The organism is Burkholderia sp. WAC0059 (genome assembly GCF_002870125.1).
Classification (GTDB): Bacteria; Pseudomonadota; Gammaproteobacteria; order Burkholderiales; family Burkholderiaceae; genus Paraburkholderia.
In genome coordinates, this window is sequence record NZ_PNEO01000030.1 from 1 (window position 1) to 23646 (window position 23646).

The 23646-nt window shown below is 64.9% G+C and carries 24 protein-coding genes and 2 tRNA genes; 22 read left to right on the forward strand and 4 right to left on the reverse strand.

Annotated elements, in window-relative coordinates:
• A partial coding sequence (locus tag CY652_RS22060) for an FAD-dependent oxidoreductase (protein WP_146010184.1) occupies window positions 1-144 on the reverse strand: 144 nt, incomplete at its 3' end.
• A gap of 197 nt (window positions 145-341) precedes the next feature.
• Here CY652_RS22060 and CY652_RS22065 point away from each other — a divergent pair.
• The 17 genes from CY652_RS22065 to CY652_RS22150 all read left to right on the forward strand — a co-directional run bounded on the left by CY652_RS22065 (window position 342) and on the right by CY652_RS22150 (window position 15736).
• A complete protein-coding gene (locus CY652_RS22065; RefSeq protein WP_102132851.1) occupies window positions 342-1118 on the forward strand; it encodes an SDR family oxidoreductase in 777 nt (258 codons plus the stop codon).
• Window positions 1119-1153: 35 nt separating this feature from the next.
• Window positions 1154-1585, forward strand: a complete 432-nt coding sequence (locus CY652_RS22070) for an acyl-CoA thioesterase (RefSeq protein WP_102132852.1) — start codon at window positions 1154-1156, stop codon at window positions 1583-1585.
• A gap of 253 nt (window positions 1586-1838) precedes the next feature.
• Window positions 1839-2534, forward strand: coding sequence for a CoA transferase subunit A (locus tag CY652_RS22075; RefSeq protein WP_102132853.1), 696 nt, complete (start codon window positions 1839-1841; stop codon window positions 2532-2534).
• 11 nt (window positions 2535-2545) lie between these two features.
• Window positions 2546-3187: a CoA transferase subunit B gene (locus tag CY652_RS22080; RefSeq protein ID WP_102132854.1), complete on the forward strand. Its 642-nt coding sequence runs from the start codon at window positions 2546-2548 to the stop codon at window positions 3185-3187.
• 100 nt (window positions 3188-3287) lie between these two features.
• Entirely contained in the window at window positions 3288-4181 is an 894-nt protein-coding gene (locus CY652_RS22085) for an alpha/beta fold hydrolase (RefSeq protein ID WP_102132855.1), read from the forward strand.
• A 70-nt stretch (window positions 4182-4251) separates the two neighbouring features.
• Entirely contained in the window at window positions 4252-4605 is a 354-nt protein-coding gene (locus CY652_RS22090; RefSeq protein ID WP_102132856.1) for a RidA family protein, read from the forward strand.
• A 63-nt stretch (window positions 4606-4668) separates the two neighbouring features.
• The gene (locus CY652_RS22095; protein WP_102132857.1) at window positions 4669-6915 is read left to right on the forward strand and encodes a RelA/SpoT family protein; all 2247 of its coding nucleotides are present in this window, start codon (window positions 4669-4671) and stop codon (window positions 6913-6915) included.
• A 72-nt stretch (window positions 6916-6987) separates the two neighbouring features.
• Window positions 6988-7064, forward strand: a tRNA-Val gene (locus CY652_RS22100).
• Between the two features lie 327 nt (window positions 7065-7391).
• Window positions 7392-9299 (forward strand): threonine--tRNA ligase, encoded by a 1908-nt coding sequence (thrS, locus tag CY652_RS22110; protein WP_102132858.1) that lies wholly within the window; start codon window positions 7392-7394, stop codon window positions 9297-9299.
• A 30-nt stretch (window positions 9300-9329) separates the two neighbouring features.
• A complete protein-coding gene (gene infC / locus CY652_RS22115; RefSeq protein ID WP_258002415.1) occupies window positions 9330-9872 on the forward strand; it encodes a translation initiation factor IF-3 in 543 nt (180 codons plus the stop codon).
• Between the two features lie 386 nt (window positions 9873-10258).
• The gene (gene rpmI, locus CY652_RS22120; protein ID WP_102132860.1) at window positions 10259-10456 is read left to right on the forward strand and encodes a 50S ribosomal protein L35; all 198 of its coding nucleotides are present in this window, start codon (window positions 10259-10261) and stop codon (window positions 10454-10456) included.
• 28 nt (window positions 10457-10484) lie between these two features.
• Window positions 10485-10844, forward strand: coding sequence for a 50S ribosomal protein L20 (rplT, locus tag CY652_RS22125; protein WP_102132861.1), 360 nt, complete (start codon window positions 10485-10487; stop codon window positions 10842-10844).
• Window positions 10845-11040: 196 nt separating this feature from the next.
• Entirely contained in the window at window positions 11041-12054 is a 1014-nt protein-coding gene (gene pheS, locus CY652_RS22130; protein WP_180970729.1) for a phenylalanine--tRNA ligase subunit alpha, read from the forward strand.
• Window positions 12055-12161: 107 nt separating this feature from the next.
• Window positions 12162-14603, forward strand: coding sequence for a phenylalanine--tRNA ligase subunit beta (gene pheT / locus CY652_RS22135; protein ID WP_102132862.1), 2442 nt, complete (start codon window positions 12162-12164; stop codon window positions 14601-14603).
• Between the two features lie 87 nt (window positions 14604-14690).
• Window positions 14691-15092, forward strand: a complete 402-nt coding sequence (locus CY652_RS22140) for an integration host factor subunit alpha (RefSeq protein ID WP_102132863.1) — start codon at window positions 14691-14693, stop codon at window positions 15090-15092.
• Between the two features lie 124 nt (window positions 15093-15216).
• The gene (locus tag CY652_RS22145; protein ID WP_102132864.1) at window positions 15217-15615 is read left to right on the forward strand and encodes a MerR family transcriptional regulator; all 399 of its coding nucleotides are present in this window, start codon (window positions 15217-15219) and stop codon (window positions 15613-15615) included.
• A gap of 44 nt (window positions 15616-15659) precedes the next feature.
• Window positions 15660-15736, forward strand: a tRNA-Pro gene (locus CY652_RS22150).
• 388 nt (window positions 15737-16124) lie between these two features.
• On the opposite strand, the gene CY652_RS22160 is transcribed toward CY652_RS22150, so the two are convergent.
• Window positions 16125-17546 carry an aminotransferase class I/II-fold pyridoxal phosphate-dependent enzyme gene (locus CY652_RS22160; protein WP_258002409.1) on the reverse strand — a complete coding sequence of 474 codons (1422 nt, stop codon included), beginning with the start codon at window positions 17544-17546 and terminating at the stop codon, window positions 16125-16127.
• Between the two features lie 213 nt (window positions 17547-17759).
• Between CY652_RS22160 and CY652_RS22165 the strand changes: the two genes are divergently transcribed.
• The 3 genes from CY652_RS22165 to CY652_RS22175 are packed head-to-tail and all read left to right on the forward strand — an operon-like array spanning window position 17760 to window position 20849.
• A complete protein-coding gene (locus CY652_RS22165) occupies window positions 17760-18176 on the forward strand; it encodes an OsmC family protein (protein WP_102132867.1) in 417 nt (138 codons plus the stop codon).
• A 42-nt stretch (window positions 18177-18218) separates the two neighbouring features.
• Complete coding sequence (locus tag CY652_RS22170) at window positions 18219-19520, forward strand: NtaA/DmoA family FMN-dependent monooxygenase (protein WP_102132868.1); 1302 nt, start codon at window positions 18219-18221, stop codon at window positions 19518-19520.
• 57 nt (window positions 19521-19577) lie between these two features.
• Window positions 19578-20849 carry an MFS transporter gene (locus CY652_RS22175; protein ID WP_258002410.1) on the forward strand — a complete coding sequence of 424 codons (1272 nt, stop codon included), beginning with the start codon at window positions 19578-19580 and terminating at the stop codon, window positions 20847-20849.
• 127 nt (window positions 20850-20976) lie between these two features.
• Here CY652_RS22175 and CY652_RS22180 read toward each other — a convergent pair whose 3' ends face one another.
• Window positions 20977-21399 carry an ArsR/SmtB family transcription factor gene (locus CY652_RS22180; protein ID WP_102132869.1) on the reverse strand — a complete coding sequence of 141 codons (423 nt, stop codon included), beginning with the start codon at window positions 21397-21399 and terminating at the stop codon, window positions 20977-20979.
• Entirely contained in the window at window positions 21396-22112 is a 717-nt protein-coding gene (locus CY652_RS22185; RefSeq protein WP_102132870.1) for a peroxiredoxin, read from the reverse strand. Before CY652_RS22185 ends, CY652_RS22180 begins: the two co-directional genes overlap by 4 nt.
• Before the next feature lie 167 nt (window positions 22113-22279).
• On the opposite strand from CY652_RS22185, the gene CY652_RS22190 reads away from it, so the two are divergent.
• On the forward strand, window positions 22280-23206 hold the full coding sequence (locus CY652_RS22190; protein WP_258002411.1) for a dihydrodipicolinate synthase family protein: 927 nt from the start codon (window positions 22280-22282) through the stop codon (window positions 23204-23206).
• Window positions 23199-23633 (forward strand): GlcG/HbpS family heme-binding protein, encoded by a 435-nt coding sequence (locus CY652_RS22195; protein WP_102132872.1) that lies wholly within the window; start codon window positions 23199-23201, stop codon window positions 23631-23633. The genes CY652_RS22190 and CY652_RS22195 overlap by 8 nt, the downstream gene beginning before the upstream one ends.
• Window positions 23634-23646 lie beyond the last annotated feature (13 nt).

Consider the following 23646-nt stretch of genomic DNA (forward strand, 5'->3'; position numbering starts at 1 on the left):
GCCGATCTCGACGCCTTTTTCCTGGGCGAGCTGCTTCAGGCGGATCGCCGCCGAGAGCCCGGCCGGGCCGCCGCCGACGATCACGACGTCGTACTCCATCGACTCGCGCGGACCGTATTGCTCCAGAAGACTTGCGGGGGTCATCAAAGCTCCTCTTGCCATTAGAATGGAATGCTTTTTTCGGGTGGGTTATTGTCCGGGAACGCATGGGGCGCCGCAACCCGCCGCGCGCACATTGGTACGGGCATGCTATTTTATGCCCGGTTCACCGGCCGTCCCTGCGCGGGGGCGGCGCGACGCACGAGCTGGTCTTCGTCTCCAACCGCTTCGGGAATGCCGCAATGGGTCGTTCGATCAATCTGGAAGGCAAGGTGGCGCTCGTCACCGGCGCGTCGAGCGGGCTCGGCAAGCGCTTCGCGCAGGTGCTCTCGCAGGCCGGCGCGAAGGTCGTGCTGGCGAGTCGCCGCGTCGAACGGCTCAAGGAGCTGCGCGCCGAGATCGAGGCCGCCGGGGGCGCCGCGCACGTGGTCTCGCTCGACGTGACCGACTGCCAGAGCATCCGCTCGGCCGTCGCCCACGCGGAAACCGAGGCCGGCATGATCGACATCCTCGTGAACAACTCGGGCGTGTCGACGACGCAGAAGCTCTCCGAGGTGACGCCAGCCGATTTCGAATACGTCTTCGGCACGAACACGCGCGGGGCGTTCTTCGTGGCCCAGGAAGTCGCGAGGCGCATGACGATGCGCGGCAACAGCGGCGCGAAGCCGCGCTACCGGATCATCAACATCGCGTCGATGGCGGGGCTGCGCGTGCTGCCGCAAGTCGGCCTCTACGCGATGAGCAAGGCCGCCGTCATCCACATGACGAAGGCGATGGCGTCCGAATGGGGGCGGCACGGCATCAACGTGAACGCGATCTGCCCCGGCTACATCGACACCGAACTCAATCACCACCACTGGACGACCGAGTCCGGCCAGAAGCTCGTCGCGCTGCTGCCGCGCCGCCGCGTGGGCCACGCCGAGGATCTCGACGGCCTGCTGTTGCTGCTCGCGGCCGACGAGTCGCAGTTCATCAACGGCTCGATCATCAGTGCCGACGACGGCTTCGGCCTCATCTGAATCCGCGCGTTTTCGCGCTTTCGCAGGCAACCACGATGAGCGACTACCGGCCCGTGTTCGAGATGTCCATGCCGATCCGCTGGGGCGACATGGACGCGTTCGGCCACGTCAACAACACCGTCTATTTCCGCTACATGGAGCAGGTGCGGATTTCCTGGCTCGAACACCTGGGCTTCGGCGGCGGCCACGGCGCCCGGCAGGGGCCCGTGATCGTCAACGCGTCGATGGAATTCCTGAGGCAACTGCACTATCCGGGCGACATCGTGTGCCGCATGAGCGTCGGCGAGCCCGGGCGCAGCAGCTTCGACACGGGCTTCGAGCTGCGCCGCGCCGACGATGCGCAGACGCTCTACGCGAGCGGCAACGCGCGCTGCGTCTGGGTCGACTATGCGGCCGGCAAGTCCGTGCCGATTCCCGACGCGTTGCGCGCGACGCTCGGGAACGCGACGTTCGTGCGGCTCGACTGACGTTCGACTGACGCCCGGCGACATCCGGGGGAATGCCCGGCGGCCTGGCGGTTTCTCCGATTGCGCCCCGTTGTCGGGGCGGCGTACGCTTGGCGCAGGCGACCGGAAAAAGGGGCCGGCCGACTGCGTTGCCCGCATGGCGGCAGCGCGCGCGGCGCGTGGCTAGAATGACGATTCGGGGTACGGGCGTTTCGCGAGGCACCCGCGCGCCGGGCCCGAAGGCCGATATCCATAAAGAGGAAGGGACACACTGATGAACAAGGTCTATGGGAGCGCGGCCGCCGCGCTCGAAGGCATCGTCAAGGACGGACAGACGTTCGCCGTCGGCGGCTTCGGCCTGTGCGGGATTCCGGAGGCGCTGATCGCGGCGCTGCGCGACTCGGGCGTGCAGGGCATTACCTGCATTAGCAACAACGCGGGGGTGGACGGCTTCGGCCTCGGGCTGCTGCTGGAAACGCGGCAGATCAGGAAAATGATCTCGTCGTACGTCGGCGAGAACAAGGAGTTCGAGCGCCAGTACCTGGCGGGCGAGCTCGAACTCGAATTCACGCCGCAGGGCACGCTGGCCGAGAAGCTGCGCGCGGGGGGCGCCGGCATTCCGGCGTTCTTCACGAACACGGGCTACGGCACGCAGATCGCCGAGGGCAAGGAAACGCGCCAGTTCGGCGACCGGCACTACATCCTCGAGCATTCGCTGACGGCCGACGTCGCGCTCGTGAAGGCCTGGAAGGCCGATCAATCGGGCAACCTCGTCTACCGGCGCACCGCGCGCAACTTCAACCCGATGTGCGCGATGGCGGGCCGGATTACCGTGGTCGAGGTCGAGGAGATCGTCGAGAACGGCGCGCTCGATCCCGACGCGATCCACACGCCGGGCATCTTCGTGCAGCGCATCGTGCTCAATGCGCACCCGGAAAAACGCATCGAACAACGCACCGTGCGCACGTAAGGAGACCGATCATGGCATGGACTCGTGACGAAATGGCCGCCCGCGCGGCGCAGGAATTGCAGGACGGTTTCTATGTGAATCTCGGCATCGGCCTGCCGACGCTCGTGGCCAACCACGTGCCGGCGGGCGTCGAGGTGTGGCTGCAGTCGGAGAACGGCTTGCTCGGCATCGGCCCGTTCCCGGCCGAGGACGAAGTCGACGCCGACATGATCAACGCCGGCAAGCAGACCGTGACGACGCTGCCCGGCTCGTCGATCTTCTCGTCGGCGGACTCGTTCGCGATGATCCGCGGCGGCCACGTCAACCTCGCGATCCTCGGCGCGATGCAGGTCAGCAAGAGCGGCGACCTCGCGAACTGGATGATTCCGGGCAAGATGATCAAGGGCATGGGCGGCGCGATGGATCTCGTCGCCGGCGTCGGCCGCGTGGTCGTGCTGATGGAGCACGTCGCGAAGGGCGACCAGCACAAGATTCTCGACGCCTGCACGCTGCCGCTCACGGGCGTCGGCGTGGTCGACCTCGTCATCACCGATCTCGGCGTGATCGAAGTGACGCCCGCCGGGCTCAAGGTGATCGAGCTGGCGCCCGGCGTCGCCGTCGACGAGATCAGGGCGAAGACGGGCGCGCCGCTCGACGTGAGCGCCGTGAGCTGAACGCGACGCCGCGCGGCGCGGCCGGTTTGCGCTTTATCGCGCCGTATCGTGCCGCATCGAGCGGCGATCGCCTTTTACGGGTTCGAGCGAGGATAGAACGATGAGCATGGCTTCCGTTGTGCCCCGCCAGCATTTCGTCCAGTGCGTGAGCCCGTCGGGGCTGCACCGGCTCGCCTACACCGAGTGGGGCGACCCGGCCAATTCGCGCGTGCTCGTGTGCGTGCACGGTCTCACGCGCTCGGGGCGCGATTTCGACCGGCTCGCGGCGGCGTTCGGCGACGACTGGCGCGTCGTGTGTCCCGACGTGGCGGGGCGCGGGCTGTCGTCGTGGCTTGCCGATCCGCAGGGCTACAGCATTGCGCAGTACGTCGCGGACATGGTCACGCTGATCGCGCGGCTCGGCGTCGGGAAGGTCGACTGGTTCGGCACCTCGATGGGCGGGATGATCGGCATGGTGCTGGCGGGCCTGCCCGACGCGTCGGTCGGACGTGTGCTGCTCAACGACATCGGCCCGCACATCGAGCCCGTTTCGCTCGAACGCATCGGCACCTACCTCGGTCGGGACGAGCGCTTCGCCACGCTTCAGGACGGCATCGATCGCGCGGCGCAGCTCGCGGCTTCGTTCGGGCCGCTCACGGCCGACGAGTGGCGCGAGATCAATACGCCGCTGCTGCACGAGGTGGACGGCGCCTGGCGGTTCCGCTACGACCCGCGCATCGCCGAGTCGTTCGCCTCGACGACGCCCGAGCAGAGCGCGCTCGGCGAGGCGCTGCTGTGGCGCTCGTTCGCGGCCATTCCCGGTCCCGTGCTCGTCGTGCGCGGCGCGGAGTCGGACCTGCTCTCGCGCGAGACCGTCGCGAAGATGCGCGCGACCAATCGCAACGTGTCGAGCGTCGAGATCGCCGGCGTCGGCCATGCGCCGGCCTTCCTGGCCGAAGACCAGATCGGCCTGGCGCGGCGGTTCTTCTCCGGGCAACCTGTCGAGGCGGCATAATACGAACCTGCCGGCGAGGCGCGCCGCGCCGGCGTAGCGCCGCTCCCGTTCACCATCCACAGGAATTTTCATGGCAGTCATTCGTCACCACGTCGGCAAGCGTCTTTCGGAAATCGCCGTGCACAACGGTCTCGTCTACCTGGCCGGCCAGATCGCCGAGGACACGAAGCAGGACATCACCGGCCAGACGCGCGAAGTGCTCGGTCACGTCGACCGCCTGCTCGCCGAGGCGAACAGCGACAAGTCGCACCTGCTGTCGGTGCAGATCTTCATTTCCGACATGGCCAACTTCGCCGGCATGAACGCCGTCTGGGACACGTGGGTAGCGCCGGGCTCGGCGCCGCCGCGCGCGACGGTCGAGGCGACGCTCGCGGACCCGGCCTGTCTCGTGGAAGTTGTCGTGGTCGCCGCCCAGCGCGGCTGATTTTTTCGTTTCCGTTTTTCTCGTCCAGCGGTTCGGCCGGCTTCGCCGGTCTGCCGCCGTCCCATGACCAGCGATACCCGTCCGGGCGTGCCAGCCGAATCCGCCGTCTTAGCCGAACTGCCTTCCATCGAGGAGGCGCTTGCGTTCGTGCGCGAGCATGCCGGCGACGCGCGCCTTTCGACGGGCGAGCTGCTCGTGCGGCACGCCGAGGGCACGGCGGACATCATGCGACGCCTCAACGTCGATCCGCCGGCCGTGCTGGCGGCGGCGCTGTTCACGCTCACGCCGCATCTGGACGATCCCGAACGCGCGATTGCGGGCCGCTTCGGCGAGGAAGTCGCGCAGCTCGTGCTCGACGTGCGCAAGCTGCTGCGCCTCGGCACCGTGAGCATGCGCGCGGCGCAGGCCGCGCCCGAATCGGGCCGCGACGCCGAGGCCGCGCGCCGCGCCCAGGTGGAAGCGCTGCGCAAGCTCCTGCTCGCGTTCGCGCAGGACATTCGCGTGGTGCTGATCCGGCTTGCCTCGCGCCTGCAGTCGCTGCGCCATTACGCGGCGGCGAAGATCACGCCCGCGCCCGAGGTGGCGCGCGAGACGCTCGAAATCTACGCGCCGCTCGCGAACCGGCTGGGCATCTGGCAACTGAAGTGGGAGCTCGAAGACCTCGCGCTGCGCTTCGAGGAGCCGCAGACCTACAAGCGCATCGCGAAGCTGCTCGACGAGAAGCGCGTCGAGCGCGAGACCTATGTCGAGGAGGCCATCGCGCGGCTGCGCGCGGAGCTCGGGGCCGCGCACATCGAGGCCGAGGTGAGCGGGCGGCCGAAGCACATCTACAGCATCTGGCGCAAGATGCGCGGCAAGGACCTCGATTTCTCCGAGCTCTACGACGTGCGCGCGTTCCGCGTGATCGTGCCGGACGTCAAGGACTGCTACACCGTGCTCGGCATCGTGCACAACCTTTGGCAGCCGGTGCCGCGGGAGTTCGACGACTACATCTCGCGGCCCAAGCCGAACGGCTATCGGTCGCTGCACACGGTCGTGATCGGCGACGACGGCCGGGCGTTCGAAGTGCAGATCCGCACGCGCGAGATGCACCAGTTCGCCGAATACGGCGTGGCCGCGCACTGGCGCTACAAGGAAGCGGGCGCGCGCGGCTACGGCGGCCAGTTCAGCGCGAGCGGCCGCTACGACGAGAAGATCGCGTGGCTGCGCCAACTGCTCGCCTGGAAGGACGACGTGGCCGACGGCCATCAGCCGTGGGAGCAACTGCGCCAGGCCACGGTCGACGACGATCACATCTACGTGCTGACGCCACAGGCGCGCGTGATCGCGCTGCCCCGGGGCGCGACGCCCGTCGATTTCGCCTACCACCTGCACAGCGAGCTCGGCCATCGCTGCCGCGGCGCGCGCGTGGACGGCGCGATGGTGCCGCTCAACACGCCGCTCGCCAACGGACAGACCGTCGAGATCGTCGCCGTGAAGGAGGGCGGGCCGTCGCGCGACTGGCTCAATTCGCAGCTCGGCTATCTGCACAGCGCGCGGGCCCGGCAAAAGGTGCGGGCATGGTTCAACGCGATCGAGCTGCAGGAAAACATCTCGACCGGCCGCGCGATGGTCGAGAAGACGCTGCAGCGCGAGGGCCGCACGTCGGTCAATCTCGACCAGCTCGCGGCGAAGCTCGGCTTCAAGGCGCCCGACGATCTGTTCCTGCTCGTCGGCAAGGAAGAGTTCAGCCTGCGCAACGTCGAACAGGCGCTGCACGACGCGCCGCCGGCCGGCGCCGAGCCCGATGCGACGGCGCCCGAACACTTGGTGGCGCGGCGCGCGAGCGGCGCGAGCGTGGCGCACGGCGCTTCGGCGGGCGTGCTCGTGGTGGGCGTCGACGCGCTGCTCACGCAGCTCGCGCGCTGCTGCCGGCCCGCGCCGCCCGACGCGATCAGCGGGTTCGTGACGCGCGGCAAGGGCATGTCGATTCACCGCAGCGACTGCGCCACGTTCCTGCGCATGGCCGAGCGCGCGCCCGAGCGCGTGCTGCAGACGACCTGGTCCGCCGACGTGCTCGGCGGGCGCGGACAGTCGGTCTACCCGGTCGACGTCTCGATCGAGGCGGCCGACCGCCAGGGGCTGCTGCGCGACATCTCCGAAGTGTTCGCGCGCGAGAAGATGAACGTGACCGGCGTGAAGAGCCAGTCGCGGCGCAACACGGCGTTCATGCAGTTCACGGTCGAGGTGTCGAGCGCGGCGCAGATCCAGCGCGCCTGTACGCTGCTCGGCGAGGTGAAGGGCGTCGTGCGCGCCGCACGCAGGAATTGACCCGGCAGCTACGTTTTCCTCGAGCGGGGGGCTTGCAAGGTCTGCGTAGACTCCCTATAATCTCGTTTCTCTAGGCTCGTAGCTCAGCTGGTTAGAGCACCACCTTGACATGGTGGGGGTCGTTGGTTCGAGTCCAATCGAGCCTACCAACGAAAAATGCAACGAAAAACGGATTTTCGGCGGTCTGTTTTGCCGGGGTCCACGCAGTATGCAGCAGCACACTCTGCACGATTCTGGGTTTCGACTCACGCGCCTTCGGCGCATCAAGGCGATACGGTTATGGCACCGCGAACGTTGACCGGAACGATTTCGGAGCGACGCTAGTCGAGGACCTCTTTCGCCCGTGTAGTCTGGTTCGAAAAATGTGAATGCGGCCCCTCGAAAGCGGGGCCGCATTTTTTTTGCCGCCGGTTCGGGGCGCGCTGGTTTTTCACCTGTTGTTCGACGTGTCCTCGCGGGCACCTGGGGAGAATGCAATGGTTTCGGTTCGTCTGCCTGACGGTTCGACTCGACAGTACGATCACCCCGTGACCGTCGCCGAGGTGGCGGCATCGATCGGTCCGGGGCTCGCGAAGGCGGCGCTGGCCGGCCGGCTCGACGGCGAACTCGTCGACACGTCCGCATTGATCGACCGCGACGCGTCGCTCGCCATCGTCACCGAGAAGGACGCCGACGGCCTCGACATCATTCGTCACTCCACGGCGCACCTGCTGGCCTACGCGGTCAAGGAGCTGTACCCGGAGGCGCAGGTGACGATCGGGCCGGTGATCGACAACGGCTTCTACTACGACTTCGCCTATAGCCGGCCCTTCACGCCCGAGGATCTCGAGAAGATCGAGAAGCGCATGCAGGAGCTCGCGAAGCGCGACGAGCCGGTTTCGCGCCGCGTGGTGTCGCGCGGCGAGGCGGTCGACTACTTCAAGCGCATCGGCGAGAAGTACAAGGCCGAGATCATCGAGTCGATTCCGGGCAGCGAGGACATCAAGCTCTATTCGCACGGCGGCTTCACCGATCTGTGTCGCGGCCCGCACGTGCCGTCCACGGGCAAGCTCAAGGTCTTCAAATTGATGAAGGTCGCGGGCGCGTACTGGCGCGGCGACGCGAAGAACGAGCAGTTGCAGCGCATTTACGGCACGGCCTGGACGAAGAAGGAAGACCAGGACGCGTACCTGCACATGCTCGAGGAAGCCGAGAAGCGTGACCACCGCAAGCTCGGCAAGCAGCTCGACCTCTTTCACATGCAGGACGAGTCACCGGGCATGGTGTTCTGGCATCCGCGCGGCTGGGCACTCTGGCAGCAGGTGGAGCAGTACATGCGCCGCCGCGTGAGCGACGCCGGCTATCTCGAGATCAAGACGCCGATGATCATGGACCGCTCGCTCTGGGAAGCGTCGGGCCACTGGCAGAACTATCGCGAGAACATGTTCACGACGGAGTCGGAGAAGCGCGACTACGCGATCAAGCCGATGAACTGCCCGGGCCACGTGCAGGTGTTCAACCACGGGCTGCGCTCGTATCGCGACCTGCCGCTGCGCTTCGCGGAGTTCGGCTCGTGCCACCGCAACGAGGCGTCGGGCGCGCTGCATGGCCTCATGCGCGTGCGCGGCTTCGTGCAGGACGACGCGCACATCTTCTGCACGGAAGACCAGTTCATCGGCGAATCGATCGCGTTCAACACGCTGGCGATGAGCGTCTACAAGGACTTCGGCTTCGAGCACATCGACATCAAGCTCTCGCTGCGGCCCGATTCGCGCGCGGGCACCGACGAGACGTGGGATCGCGCCGAAGAAGGCCTGCGCGACGCGCTGCGGGCCTGCGGCGTGCAGTGGGAGGAATTGCCGGGCGAGGGCGCGTTTTACGGGCCGAAGGTCGAATACCACATCAAGGACGCGCTCGGCCGCTCGTGGCAATGCGGTACGCTGCAGCTCGACATGGTGCTGCCGGAGCGGCTCGGCGCCGAGTACGTGGCGGAGGACAACGGCCGCCGCCGGCCGATCATGCTGCACCGGGCCATTCTCGGCTCGATGGAGCGATTCCTCGGCATCCTGATCGAGCACCATGCGGGTGCAATGCCGGCGTGGCTCGCGCCGCAGCAGGTCGTGGTGATGAATATCGCCGAAAATCAGGCCGAATATGCCCTCAGTCTCGCCCAAACGTTGCAAAAACAAGGGGTTAGAGTGGAGGCCGATTTGCGCAATGAGAAAATTAGCTATAAAATACGCGAGCACACGCTCGAAAAGGTCCCGTATCTGCTGGTTGTCGGCGACAAGGAGCGTGAGGCCCAAACGGTAGCCGTGCGTGCCCGTGGTGGTGTCGATCTGGGCGTGATGTCCGTCGATGCCTTCGCCGAGCGTCTGCGTGAGGACGTGCAGTCGTTCCGGTAAGCCACAGCGGCAGCGCGGCTCGTTTTTTTCATATTTAAAAGGAAACGTAACATCGCTACGGATAAGTCGCATCGCATCAACGGCGAAATTACCGCGCCCGAGGTGCGTCTCGTCGGAGTCGAGAATGAACCGCTCGGCATCGTAAAGCTGGCTGACGCGTTTCGTTTGTCGGAACAACAGGACGTCGATCTGGTCGAAATTGCCCCGCAGGCGGTCCCGCCGGTTTGTCGCCTGATGGACTACGGCAAGTTCAAGTACCAGGAAGCCAAAAAGCAGCACGAGGCGAAGCTCAAGCAGAAGGTGGTCCAGGTGAAGGAAGTGAAATTCCGCCCGGGCACCGACGACGGCGATTACAACGTCAAGCTGCGCAATCTCATCCGCTTCCTCGAGGAAGGCGACAAGACGAAGATCACGTTGCGTTTCCGGGGCCGCGAAATGGCCCACCAGGAAATCGGCATGCGCATGCTCGAGCGCCTGCGCACCGACCTCGACGAGGTCGGGCAGGTCGAGCAGATGCCGAAGATGGAAGGCCGCCAGATGATCATGGTGCTGGCGCCGAAGAAGAAGAAGTGACCGGCGGCATGCTCGTCGTCCTTCATGGTGGGCGACGGCGGGCTCCGGTAGCGGAAAAATTATGGAAGCGGTTCACCGGGCTGGCGGGCCGCAAGTAGTGTGGCAGTACGCGCCGGTAGTCGGGTGCGCAGCCGCCAGGCGGTAATTGAGCGGGTCAAGTGTTGTTTAAGTATTGGTAGCAAGCAGGTTCCGGAGCAGCGCCGGCGGGTTTCGCGGCGAGGTTCCAGAAGGCGGTGGCCGGCAGATTGTGCGGGCCACCGCCATACCAAGTGGAGTGGGTTCCGAAGGGCGGAGCAGGGCGCAGCGGATTGTCGGGGTAATCGACCGGCGATGAATCGCGAGGCCAGCCGCACACCCATGTCCATCAAATAATGGAGTTGTCTGTCATGCCCAAGATGAAGACCAAGAAGAGCGCTGCGAAGCGCTTCGTGGTACGTCCGGGTGGCACCGTGAAGCGCGGTCAAGCCTTCAAGCGCCACATCCTGACGAAGAAAACCACCAAGAACAAGCGCCATCTGCGTGGTGCCACGGCCGTTCACGATTCCGATGTGAACTCCGTGCGCGCAATGCTGCCGTTCGCGTAACCTCAACTCACACTCAAAGGAGCGAAACATGCCTCGAGTCAAACGTGGGGTTACCGCACGGGCCCGCCACAAGAAGATCATCAAGCTGGCCAAGGGTTACCGTGGCCGTCGCAATAACGTCTACCGCATCGCCAAGCAGGCGGTCATGCGCGCCGGGCAGTACGCCTATCGCGATCGCCGCAACAAGAAGCGTGTGTTCCGCGCGCTGTGGATCACGCGTATCAACGCGGCGGTGCGTCAGCACGACATGACGTACAGCGTGTTCATCAACGGCCTGAAGAAGGCGTCGATCGAGCTCGACCGCAAGGTGCTGGCCGACATGGCCGTGTTCGACAAGGTTGCGTTCGCCGCCATCGTCCAGCAGGTGAAAGCCGCCGTTGCAGCCTGACAGCACTGCAGACGCATGTCGGTCATGCGTGGTTCGCCGCGGCGAAACCGGGATCTCCCGGCGAGCCGCGGCAAAAACGGGGCTCCTCACCGAGCCCCGTTTTCGTTGGTCGAGCCGCCCGTGACGATCTTGCCTTCGGCGCGCCTTCGCGGGCCGCGCCGCCGACCGAAACACTGACGTTGAAATGATGGGATCAATGGATCTGGACCAGATTGTCGCCGACGCGCAAAACGCCTTCGCGCAGGCCGCCGATGCCAGCACGCTCGAAAACGAGAAGGCGCGCTTTCTCGGCAAGGCCGGCGCGCTGACCGAACTGCTGAAGGGGCTGGGCAAGCTCGACCCCGAGGCGCGCAAGACCGAGGGCGCGCGCATCAACGTCGCGAAGCAACACGTCGAGGCCGCGCTCAACGCGCGTCGCCAGGCGCTCGCCGACGCGCTGCTGAACCAGCGTCTCGCGGCCGAGGCCATCGACGTCACGCTGCCGGGCCGCGGCGCCGGCACGGGCAGTCTGCATCCGGTGATGCAGACCTGGGAGCGCGTCGAGCAGATTTTCGGCTCGATCGGCTTCGACGTGGCCGACGGCCCTGAGATCGAAACCGACTGGTTCAACTTCACTTCGCTCAACAGCCCGGAGAACCATCCGGCGCGTTCGATGCAGGACACGTTCTACGTGGACGGCAAGGATGCCGAGGGCCGCACGCTGCTGCTGCGCACCCACACGAGCCCGATGCAGGTGCGCTATGCGCGCACGCACCAGCCGCCCATCAAGGTGATCGTGCCGGGACGCACGTATCGCGTGGACAGCGACGCCACGCACTCGCCGATGTTCAACCAGGTGGAAGGCCTGTGGATCGCCGAGAACGTCAGCTTTGCCGACCTGAAGGGCGTCTACACCGATTTTCTGAAAAAATTCTTCGAGCGCGACGACATCCGCGTGCGCTTTCGCCCGTCGTACTTTCCGTTCACCGAGCCGTCGGCCGAAATCGACATGATGTTCGAGCAGGGCAAGAATGCGGGCCGCTGGCTGGAGATTTCGGGTTCGGGCCAGGTGCATCCGGCCGTGATCCGCAACATGGGCCTCGATCCCGAACGCTACATCGGCTTCGCCTTCGGCAGCGGCCTCGAACGCCTGACGATGCTGCGCTACGGCGTGCAGGACCTGCGCCTCTTCTTCGAGAACGATCTGCGCTTTTTGCGGCAGTTCGCCTGACGGGCGACGGCATTCCCGGCGCCCTGCGTTTTCGCGGGCTTCCTTGATGACGCCCGATGCCCGGCCGGGGTTCCGGCCGGTCTCCACTGTCTAGAACGTAAAAACCCATGCTATTCCCCGAATCCTGGCTGAGAACCTTTGTCGATCCGCAGCTCACGACCGAAGCGCTCGCTCACGCGCTGACGATGGCCGGCCTCGAAGTCGAAGGGCTGCGTCCGGCCGCGCCGCCGACCTCGAAGGTCGTGGTCGGCAAGGTGCTCGAGGTCGTCAAGCATCCGGACGCGGACAAGCTCAACGTCTGCCAGGTCGATGCGGGCACCGGCGCCGTCCTGAACATCGTCTGCGGCGCGCCCAACGTCGCGCCCGGCATCAAGGTGCCGGTGGCGCTTGTTGGCGCGCAACTGCCGCCGGCCGAAGAGGGCGGCGCGCCGTTCGCGATCAGACTGTCGAAGCTGCGCGGGGTCGAGAGCCAGGGAATGCTGTGCTCGGCGCGCGAGCTCAAGCTCTCGGAAGACCACAGCGGGCTCATGATCCTGCCCGGGGACACGCCGATCGGCGAGGACATTCGTCGCGTGCTGAACCTCGACGACACGATCTTCGAAATCAAGCTCACGCCGAACAAGGCCGATTGTCTGTCGGTGTTCGGCGTCGCGCGCGAGACGGCCGCGATCAGCGGCGCGCCGCTGAAGACGCCGACGTTCGCGCCGGTCGAGGCGACGCTCGCCGACAAGCTGCCGGTCCGCATTTCCGCGCCCGACCTCTGCGGCCGTTTCTCGGGCCGCGTGATTCGCGGCGTGAACGCGCGCGCGAAGACGCCGCAATGGATGGTCGAACGCCTCGAACGCTCGGGCCAGCGCAGCATCTCGGCCCTCGTCGACATCTCGAACTACGTGATGCTCGAACTGGGTCGTCCGTCGCACGTGTTCGATCTCGACAGGATCCACGGCCCGATGGAGGTGCGCTGGGGCCGTCCGGGCGAGACGCTGAAGCTGCTCAACGGCAACACCGTCGAGCTCGACGGCACGGTCGGTGTGATCGCCGACGAGCAGCATGTCGAGAGCCTCGCGGGGATCATGGGCGGCGACAGCACGGCCGTCACGCTCGACACGACGAACATCTACGTCGAGGCCGCGTTCTGGTGGCCCGACAGCATTCGCGGCCGCTCGCGCCGCTATAACTTCGCGACCGACGCGGGCCATCGCTTCGAGCGCGGCGTCGACTGGTCGACGACGGTCGAGCACCTCGAGCGCATTTCCCGGTTGATTCTCGATATCTGCGGCGGCGAGGCCGGTCCCGTCGACGACCAGACGCTCAACGTACCGAAGCGCGCGCCGGTGACGATGCGCGTCGCGCGCGCGGCGCGCATCATCGGCGTGCCGATTGCCGCCGACGAAATCGCGCAGATCTTCACGCGTCTCGGTCTCGCGTTCGAGCGCAAGACCGAAGCCGCCGGCGACACGTTCAGCGTGACGCCGCCGCCGTATCGCTTCGACATCGAGATCGAGGAAGACCTGATCGAGGAAGTCGCGCGCATCTACGGTTTCGAGAAGATTCCCGCGCATCCGCCCGTCGCGGCCAACGAGATGCGGCCGACCCGCGAGACGCAGCGCCCGGTTCACGCGATTCGCCATGCCCTGGCCGCGCGCGACTACGCCGAGACGGTCAACTTCAGCTTCGTCGACGCGGAGTGGGAGCACGATTTCGCCGGCAACGAGGCGCCCGTGCGGCTCCTGAATCCGATCGCGAGCCAGCTCTCGGTGATGCGCACGACGCTCTTCGGCAGCCTCGTCAACGTGCTGCGCTACAACCTCAATCGTCGGGCCGAACGCATTCGCGTGTTCGAGGTGGGGCGCGTGTTCCTGCACGATCCGGCGGTCAAGGCCGGCGAGATGACGGTCGAGGGCTTCGAGCAGCCGAAGATGGTCGGCGCGCTCGCCTACGGTCCCGCGCTCGACGAGCAGTGGGGCGCACCGACGCGCGCCGTCGATTTCTTCGATGCGAAGGGCGATCTCGAAGCGCTGCTCGCGCCCAAGGTCGCGCGTTTCGTGAAGGCCGAACATCCGGCGCTGCACCCGGGGCGCAGCGCGCGCGTCGAGATCGACGGCCGGACCGTCGGCTGGATCGGCGAGCTGCATCCGCGCTGGCTGCAGAAGTACGATCTGCCGCACGCGCCCATCCTGTTCGAAGTGGAGGCCGAGGCACTGATGCGGCGCGCGTTGCCTGTACCGTCGGACGTGTCGAAATTTCCGCCCGCGAAGCGCGACATCGCGCTCGTCGTGGACGAGAAGATCGAAGTTCAGGCGCTGCTCGACGAGCTCCAGAAGGGCCTCGAGGACGAGGCCTGCCGCGTCGTCCAAAAGGTTGCGCTCTTCGATGAATTTCGTGCAAAATCAAATACTTCCGGGCTAGGCGCGCACGAGAAAAGCCTTGCCTTCCGGGTGACCTTGCAAGATACTGGCGGGACCCTCCAGGACGAAACGGTCGATCAGGCCGTCCAGTCGCTGGTGGATCGCCTCTCTCGAGTGTATGGCGCCCGGCTGCGCGGATGAGCTTTGCCGGACTCCGCGTCGCGTCCGAACGGACGTGCCGCGCGGGGTTTGTACGGTGGCGCGCCATTTCATAGATAGACAAACGAAATGAACTCGAGTGATTTCGAAGCCCTTCTTGCGGCGCAACGCAGCGCCATGATTCGCGATACCCCGAACGCATCGGCCGCCGCTTCGACGGAGGCGCCCACGTTGACCAAAGCCGAACTCGCGGAACTGCTGTTCGACAATGTCGGACTCAACAAGCGGGAGGCGAAGGACATGGTGGAAGCGTTCTTCGACGTGATTCGCGACGCGCTCGAGGGCGGCGACAGCGTGAAGCTCTCGGGCTTCGGCAACTTCCAGTTGCGCGACAAGCCGCAACGCCCCGGCCGCAATCCCAAGACGGGCGAGGCCATTCCGATCGCCGCGCGTCGCGTGGTCACGTTCCATGCAAGCCAGAAGCTCAAGTCGCTGGTCGAGACCGGCGCCGAGCCGGGCTTTGGCCGCTGACGGACGGCGTCGCCGGCCGGTCGCGCAGGCCGCCGCTTCTTCTTCGGCATTGCGTGCGCCGGCCGATTGACCGGGCAGCGAAATCTTCCGCAACCACCACGATCACCACGACGGCAAACCGGCGATGACAGCGACAACCGAGAAGGTCGTCTTGCCCCCGATTCCCGCAAAGCGCTACTTCACGATCGGCGAGGTGAGCGAGTTGTGTGGCGTAAAGCCTCACGTGCTGCGCTATTGGGAGCAGGAGTTCACGCAGCTCAAGCCGGTCAAGCGGCGCGGCAACCGTCGTTATTACCAGCATCACGAAGTGCTGCTGATTCGCCGGATTCGCGACCTGCTCTACGAGCAGGGCTTCACGATCAACGGTGCGCGCAACCGGCTCGATGCGCACGGCGCCGTGATCGAAGATGCGCCGGCGTCCGGCGACGAAACGGTGTCGGCCGTACCGGCGACCACGGCGATGGTGGACGTCGACCAGTTGCGCAAGGATCTGCTGCACGTGCTCGACCTGCTGGGACGATGAATGGGTTCTAAAGCGGGAGTCGGTCTGTTATAATCTTTTGCTTTCGGGGCGTAGCGCAGCCTGGTAGCGTACCTGCATGGGGTGCAGGTGGTCGGAGGTTCAAATCCTCTCGCCCCGACCAAGGAAAATCAAGGACTTACGGTTTCGGCCGTAAGTCCTTTTTTCTTGTCTGCGGAAAATACTCCGACAAATACCCAGGCGAGCGAAAGGTGTTCTCGAGTGTGTGCCGCCCGCGCACGTGTACGCGGTTGCTATGTAGATGGCCCGATCATGCCGGAGTATGCCATCGTCTTATCCCGCTCTCCCGACCGGCACGCGCTATGGCTGTGCGAGGTTTTTGATTACTTCCAGCGCCGGGATGTGGAGCAGTTTGCTGTGGCTGCCGACCTGGTTGTAGATTACAACGGGCGCTTCGGATACGTGGCGGTAGCGCTCTATCCCGGCAGGTATGTCACGGACCCAGATGCTTACTCTACATTTTTAGAATCCATGAATTAGGATTGCTGATATTAAAGCTGGCTGTCAGCAAAACAGTCTGCTATGTGCTCGAGTTCTACAGGATGTTCACTCAGTCGTGCAGTCGAAACGCGCAGGAACTCTCCACGCTTGCTACCGACATGGCAGCGGCTGCCGCTACCGACGGAAATCCCGTGCCGCGCAAGCGCAACGATCGCGGTTTCTTCCTGGGATACGGGTACCCAAAGGTTGAGTCCGTCATCTCCCTGTGCGGCCAGTCCTCGTTCGTGCAGCAGCTTTTTCAACGCCATACGCCGTTGCGTGTAGCGTTCTCGCATGCGGGCGACGACCTGGCCGGTTGCCTCGTCGAGCAGGAGCCAGGCAAGTGCTCCCTGCAGGATCCTGCTGTTCATCGCCGCACCGAAGCTGCGTAGGCGCCGGATTTTGTCGACGAGTCGTGTGGCGCCACCGATTACGCAGGTTCGCAGGTCGATGCCATAGGTATTGCAGTAGCCACGGACCAGCAGGGTCCGACTGGGCAATAGTGCACCCATACTGGGCGCGGTGACGAGCGAGAGCGGGCCGATGAAGTCGTCCTCGATGATCTGGGTGTCGGGGCTCGCCGCGAGTACGCGGGCCAGTTCGGCAAGGCGCGCTGCGTTGACGGCATGGCCGAGCGGTACCTGTGCACGGGGCTGGTAGACGAACGCCGCCGGGTGTTCGGCGAGCGCCGCGCACAACGATTCGGCCATTGGACCGTTTCCATCACATTCGACTGGAATCAACCTGAGTCGTAGCGTTGCGCAAATGTCGAGCAGTCGCGGGCTGGTCGGCGATTCGATCGCGACGACGCAATCTGTGCCGGCCGCGGCTTCTATCGCGAGCAGCGTGCCTTCGGTTCTGCTTCCCGCTGTGCTCCAGGCCTCGGGCCGGAATGGCCAGGTCGGCGTGACGGCAGCGACGAGGCTCGGCAGCGCGTGCTCCTTCGACGCATGATGTACGGATGACTCGCGTGCGCCGGCGAGCAGCGCCGGCCCGAGATCGGGCAGCAGCGCGTAATCGATCAGCCCCTGCGCGAGGTCGCGCGACGGCGCGCTTTCCTGCCCGGAGGGATTCCGGGCGGCGACATCGATTACGACGGTGCCGCCACGCCGTCGCGTCTCGATCAGGCCCATGTCGCGCAGGCGGGACCACGCCCCGGCCACGGTCGCGGGGCTGATGCCGAGCAAGGGGGCGAGCATGCGTACCGTCGGCAGGCGCGCGCCGATTTGCAGCCGGCCGGACTGGATCAGGTCGCGCACGCTGTTGACCAGATGCCCGCCGCCATCCGTCTGAACATATCGGGCAAGCCAGTCGGCTTCTGCGAGTTGTCCGGTATCGGAATCAAGGGGGGGATGGAGCCTGGTCTGTTGTTTTGTCATCTCTTGATAATGGGTGTTTCGCCCCGCGAGAGGCCTCAGCTCCTTGTCTGGCAAGGAGCGAGATCGTTATGTAGATCGGATGCAGCGGCTTGGGCCAGGCATTGCCAGCTCATTTTGCCGGATCGATTCAGGACCGTCCAACAGGTTGATTTTGTGTGTACATATTTTTATAACATAAACATATCTGTTTATGTTATTGGATCGACGCGGCCAAGCTGCGCTTTAATCGCTGCACTTGAACGATTCCCGGGGCGAACGGAGGGTTCCATGAGTGAGCATCGACAGGCTGGCGTGAGCACCATCGGCATGACTGGGCGTTATGTGGTGCAGAGCCGCGGCAACATTTTTGCCTCCGATTCGCCGTCGGCCCGCAACGGCGACACGGTGGCCGTGGAGCCATCCGAGCTGCTGCTTTCGGCTCTCGGCGTTTGCGCGCTCGGGAGCGTCGAGAAGGCTGCGGGCGAGCTGAACCTGACCGTGCGGCATGCGCGTGCCGAGGTCGATTCAATCCGCGATGCGCAGGATCGCACCCGCTTCGAACGTGTGCATATTGCGGTAACGGTCGAGGGCGTGACGGGAGAGCAGGCACAGCAACTGATCGACCATTTCACGAGCGGTTGCGTGATCTACAACACCGTACGGCGCGGCGGCCCGATCTCGGTGTCCGTCACGGCTCAACCCTGAGCATGCGTCTCGCCCATTCGTCAAACTCAACCCGAAGCAGACATGGCACGCACTCCGTTTCACCTCGCATGGTTTATTTCCCGCGGTTATGGGCCGAAAGCCTGGCGCCTGCCGTGGGGCGGCCCGAACCCGAAGGGCTGGACTTCGCCCGGGCTGTTCGTCGATCTCGCGCGTTCGATCGAGCGCGCCGCCTTCGACTACGTGATGATCGAAGACTCGTCGAACATCCCCTACACCTACCAGAATTCTCACGATACCTATCTGCGCTACGCGGTCGATTCGCCTAAGCTCGATCCGGCCGTGCTCGCCTCGTTCCTGATCCAGGCGACACAGCGCCTCGGCGTGGTTACCACGCTGTCAACGACGGAATACCATCCGTTCCAGCTTGCACGCCTGACCAATACGCTCGATCACGTGAGCAACGGCCGCGCGGGCTGGAATCTCGTGACGGGCAGCAACGACGGCGGCGCACAGAATTTCGGCCTTGACCGGCAATATCCGCATGACCAGCGTTACGACATGGCCGACGAGTTCGTCGACCTCGTCGTCAGGCTCTGGGAGTCGTGGGAGACCGATGCGGTCGTGATGGACCCGCGCAACGAGATATTCGCCGATCCGACCAAAGTACATCCAGTGCACTTCGAGGGGCAGTATTTCCGTTCGCGCGGGCCGCTCGGCGCGCCGCGCTCGCCCCAGGGGCGGCCGGTGATCTGCCAGGCCGGCGGTTCGCCGCGCGGGCGCCAGTTCGCGGCGCAGTGGGCCGAGACGGTGATCGGCACGGCGCGCAGCGTGGCCTCGATGAAGGCATTCCGCGACGATATCCGCGCGCGGGCACGCGCGGCCGGCCGCGACCCCGAGCGAATCAAGGTGCTGTTCCTGATTACGCCGATCGTGGACGAGTCTCGCGAGAACGCCGAGATGCGCCGCCGCGCGCAGCTAGAGGATGCCGAGCGCCATCTGGATCTGCACATCGCTTCGCTGTCACGGCTGAGCGGCATCGATTTCTCGAAGTTCGATCTCGACGAACCGCTGCCGGAGCTGCAGTCGAACGGCCACCAGACGCTCGTCGCGCAATACGCGGGCCGCACGCTGCGCGAGATCAGTGGCACCGGCAAGATGCTGTCCGACGTGAACCTGGTCGGGACCGCGCAGGACGTGGCGGCGCGACTGTCCGAGATCGTCGACGAAGTCGGCGGGGACGGCTTCCTGCTGATGGACCCGGATCTCACGCGGCGTTACGTCGCCGAGATTACCGATGGCCTGGTGCCCGAGCTGCAACGCCTCGGCGTGGTGCGCACGCAGTACGAACACGAGCATTTCCGCGACAACCTGATGGCGTTCTGAGCAGAGCGGCGGTTGGCGAGCGAGGGCATTCACGTCTATTGATAAGGACTGGAAATCATGATGTACGCAAACCAGCAGGCCGGCGAAATTCGGTCGGATGACCGACCGCTGCTCACGCGCGAGGCATGGGGCGTCCTTGCCATCGTCACGATCTTCTGGATCGCGGATGGCTACGATACCTTCGTCCTGCTCGTGACGGGGCGCCCGGCACTGGCGGAGTTGCTGGCTCCTGGCACGGTGCCGGTATTTGCCCGCTATCTAGGCTATCTGGTGACGGTTACGTTGGCGGGCTGGGCCACGGGCGGGATTCTTGGCGGCTTGCTGGGGGACCGGCTTGGCCGCCGCCGGACGATGCTGCTGGGCGTTGTTCTGTACAGCATGGCCACGACGGCCTCGGCACTCACGTCGACCTGGGTGTGGCTCGCGTTGGCGCGTTTCCTGACCGGCGTCGGGATCGGCGCCGAGTGGGGTGTGGGCACTTCGCTGTTGCAGGAAGTTTGGCCCGAAAAATGGCGCACGCGTGGCGCGGGCTTGCTGCAGGCGGGATTTTCGGTGGGAGGCCTGCTGGTTTCTGGGCTATGGATCCTGCTGGGGGCGAAGCTCGGACTGTCGTGGCGGTGGATGTATCTGTTCGGGCTCGTGCCGTTGCTGATTATCCTCGCGGTGTACCGGCACATTCCGGAGTCGACGCGCTGGACAAAGTCGCGTCGCGATGTGAGCGCCGCGTCGCTGTTCGCACAGCCGCAGGTACGGCGGCACATGATCGGCGCGCTGGCCGTGTCGATATCGATCACCGGAGGGTGGTGGGCTGTTACGTCATTTTTGCCCACGTTCGTCGCCAGCCTCGCGCACGATCCACGGCATGCGGCCTCGCTGGCCGGCTGGGCGGGGGCACTTTACAACTTCGGCGAAATTGTCGGCTGCATTGCGCTGGGTTTTCTGGCCGAAAGATGGGGGCGCAAGCCGACGACCATCGTCTATCTGCTCGGCTCGCTGCTGATCGTGCCGGTCGTGTTCGCCGGGCTCGGCTCGGCACAGGCGGTGACGGCCGCGCAGCTCGTCTCGGGATTCTTCACGGGCGGGTTGTATAGCTGGTATGCGATTCATACCCCCGAGCTGTTCCCGACGCGCATCCGCGCGACTGCCATCAGCGTGGTCTTCTCAGGGGCGCGCTATCTCGCGATGGCTGGCGCGATGGCAGCCGGCACGCTGGCCGCGGCGCTCGGTGGATTCGGCAAGGTCGCGCTCTGGTTCGCGCCGGTCTATCTGTTGGGTGTGATTGCCGTGCTGTTCCTGCCGGAGACTCTTGGCAGGGGGCTGCCGGACTGAGGGCGGAGCCGTTTTTCACCCGCTCTTTCAGGCAGCAAAGTCCAGATGCCGCTGGACGCGGGTGCAATTGCGATTTCGGCTTCCCGGGAGAGTCATGTCTGCGCGCTTCGCCGATGTTCATGGACGTCTATTCGCTGGCACGACGGGAGAGCACGTGAGCAAACATCGACGCATCGTCGGATTCGACGCCGGACATTCTTGGCGCTGCCGAAGGGGCAGGAGGGATGTTCGTTGCCGCGATCGCGCTCGCGGCAGTCGGCTTCATGACCGTCGAGATCGACTGTGCGAGCTCGTTGGCGAGCCCGTCGCAGAGACTGTAGATCACCGACTTCGCATGCCGGCTCGCGAGCAGGACATTCGCGTCGCGCAGCACGCCAAGGTGTTGGGACAGGTTGGGCTGACGTAATCCGAGCGAGCGTTCTATTTCGGAAACCGCACAGGGCCCGTTCAGCAGCAGCAAAGCGATTGCGAGCCGGCTCGGATGGCTCATGATCCGCAGATAGTTGGCAATCGCCATCAGTTCGGGACGATTGACTTCGACGTCGCTCACTGGCCGGTCCCCCGTTTTATCGCCCGGGCGGGTTGCGACGGCTTCGGCGGTTTGTCCGGCACCGTGTCGCGCGTCTGGTAATACCAGTCTGTCACGTCCTCCTGGGCGAGCCGCGCCGACGCGTCGTCGATGGTCTTCGGCGGGGGCACGACACCGGGTAGACCCGGCTGCCAGTCCGCCGGCGCATACAGATTTTGTTGCCATGTCATCCGTACCGCCTGAAACAGCCTGAACGCTTCTTCGACGGAACGGCCCGTCGAGATCGGATACCAGCTGATTGCCTTGATGATGCCTTCGGGGTCGATCAGGAACATGCCGCGCACGGTGCTGGAAGAAACGGCCTTCGGCGGCAGCATGCCGTAGGCCTTCGCGATTGCCATGGATGGATCTTCGATTACCGGAAACGGCACGTCGATATCGAAATGCTCCTTGATGCTGCGCAGCCAGGCGAGGTGAGCGTAGAGCCCGTCGATGGATAGCGCCAGCAGTTCGCAGTCGAGTTCGCGAAAGCGCGGGGCAATGCGTGCAAACGCGATCAATTCGCTTGTGCAGACCGGCGTGAAGTCGGCGGGATGGGAGAAGAACAGCAGCCACTTTCCCCGATACGAGGTCGACGAAACCATACCCATTGTTGAGCGAGCTTCGAAGTCGGGCGCGGGTTCGTACAGGAATGGGGGGCGCGAGGGATGCAGGTCGTCGGCGACGTCATTCATGCGGAATCTCCGCCCGAACGCCCGATAGCTGAGTTAGCGAATAACGAAAGTCCATTTGATTTGTTGATTTGCGAAATGTGGAAATTAAGATTGCATAAATCACAGATTTTCGCCGAATGACACGGAAACTAGGGTTGAAATTTATCAATAGTTATTGAAAACTGCAAGTGAATAAACTCAATTCTTCCCTTTCCCCTGCGCTGGTCGTGCCGCCGCTGACGCCGTTCGATGGGGCGCTGAAGGTGGACCGCGATGCGCTGGCAACCCACGTCGATTACGTGGTGAGCGAATGCCGGGCGACGATGGTCGTCGCGGCCGGCGTCGAGACGCAGGAATACCACTATCTGCCGTTCGACGAGCGCAAGGCGCTGATCCGCGACACGATCGCCGCTGTCGATCGGCGCGTGCCGGTGGTCGTCGGTGTTTCGCATCCGTCGTTTCGCAGCGCGGTCGAGCTTGCGCAGCTTGCGTCGTCGCTTGGCGCCGACCTCATCCAGCTACTTGCGCCGCTGCGTCCGTTCGGCGGTGCGCCGACCACGGCCGAGGTAGTCCGCTACTTCGAGCTGATCGCAAAGGAAACGGATTTGCCGATCATGCTCTATCTGAACGCCGGGCCGGGCGCCGATCTTTCCGTCGAGGCGACCGTCGAGATCGCGAAGCTCGACCGCGTTGAGTACGTGAAGGAAAGCTCGCGCGACCTTTCGCGCGTCGGCAGGCTGATCGAGGAAATCGGAAAGGCCGGCCACGCACGCTACCTGACCACCGCGCAAATGCTGCTGATCTCGCTGGAGCTGGGCGGCAGTGGTGTCACGATGCCGCCGCCGCTTGCGGAGCTCGGCGCGAAGATCATTGCGGCATTCGTCGCCGGCGATGCCCGCGAAGCGGCGCGTCTGCAGCAGCAATTCTCCCTGTTTCCTGCGCGCTGGATGCACCGCGGCCTGATGCCGGTGATGAAGGCGGCGCTGATGGCGCTCGGACGGGGCATCGGCTCGCCCTATCCGCCGTTCGGCGCGTTGACCGAGGCCGAAACGGCACAACTGACCGCGCTCGTACAGGCCACTGACCTTGGTAAGGTAGCCACTCATCATGCTTGAAATCAAACGACTGTCCGTCGCAGAAGCGGCGATCCTGATCGAAGGCTCGCGCCTGAAGGCGCAGGCGCTGGGTATCCCGATGTGCACGGCCGTCACTGACGAATCGGGGCATTTGCTCACTTTCGAAAGAATGGACGGCGGCAAAGTCAGCAGTATCAGCATCGCGATCGACAAGGCATTCACCGGCGCGGTCGCGCGCAAGGGCACGCACGTCTACAACCAGCTATGCGTGCCGGGAAAGGGCACGTTCGGCATTCACGTGACCAACGGCGGCCACTTCAGCATCATCGGCGGCGGCCTTCCGGTGACGGTGGACGGCGTGATCGTCGGTGGCGTCGGCGTGAGTTCCGGCACGGCGGACGAGGACCTGGTGGTCGCGCAGGCGGCGATCGACTACTTCCGCGAGCGCACCGGCTTTGCCGAATAAGCACACGCGAACG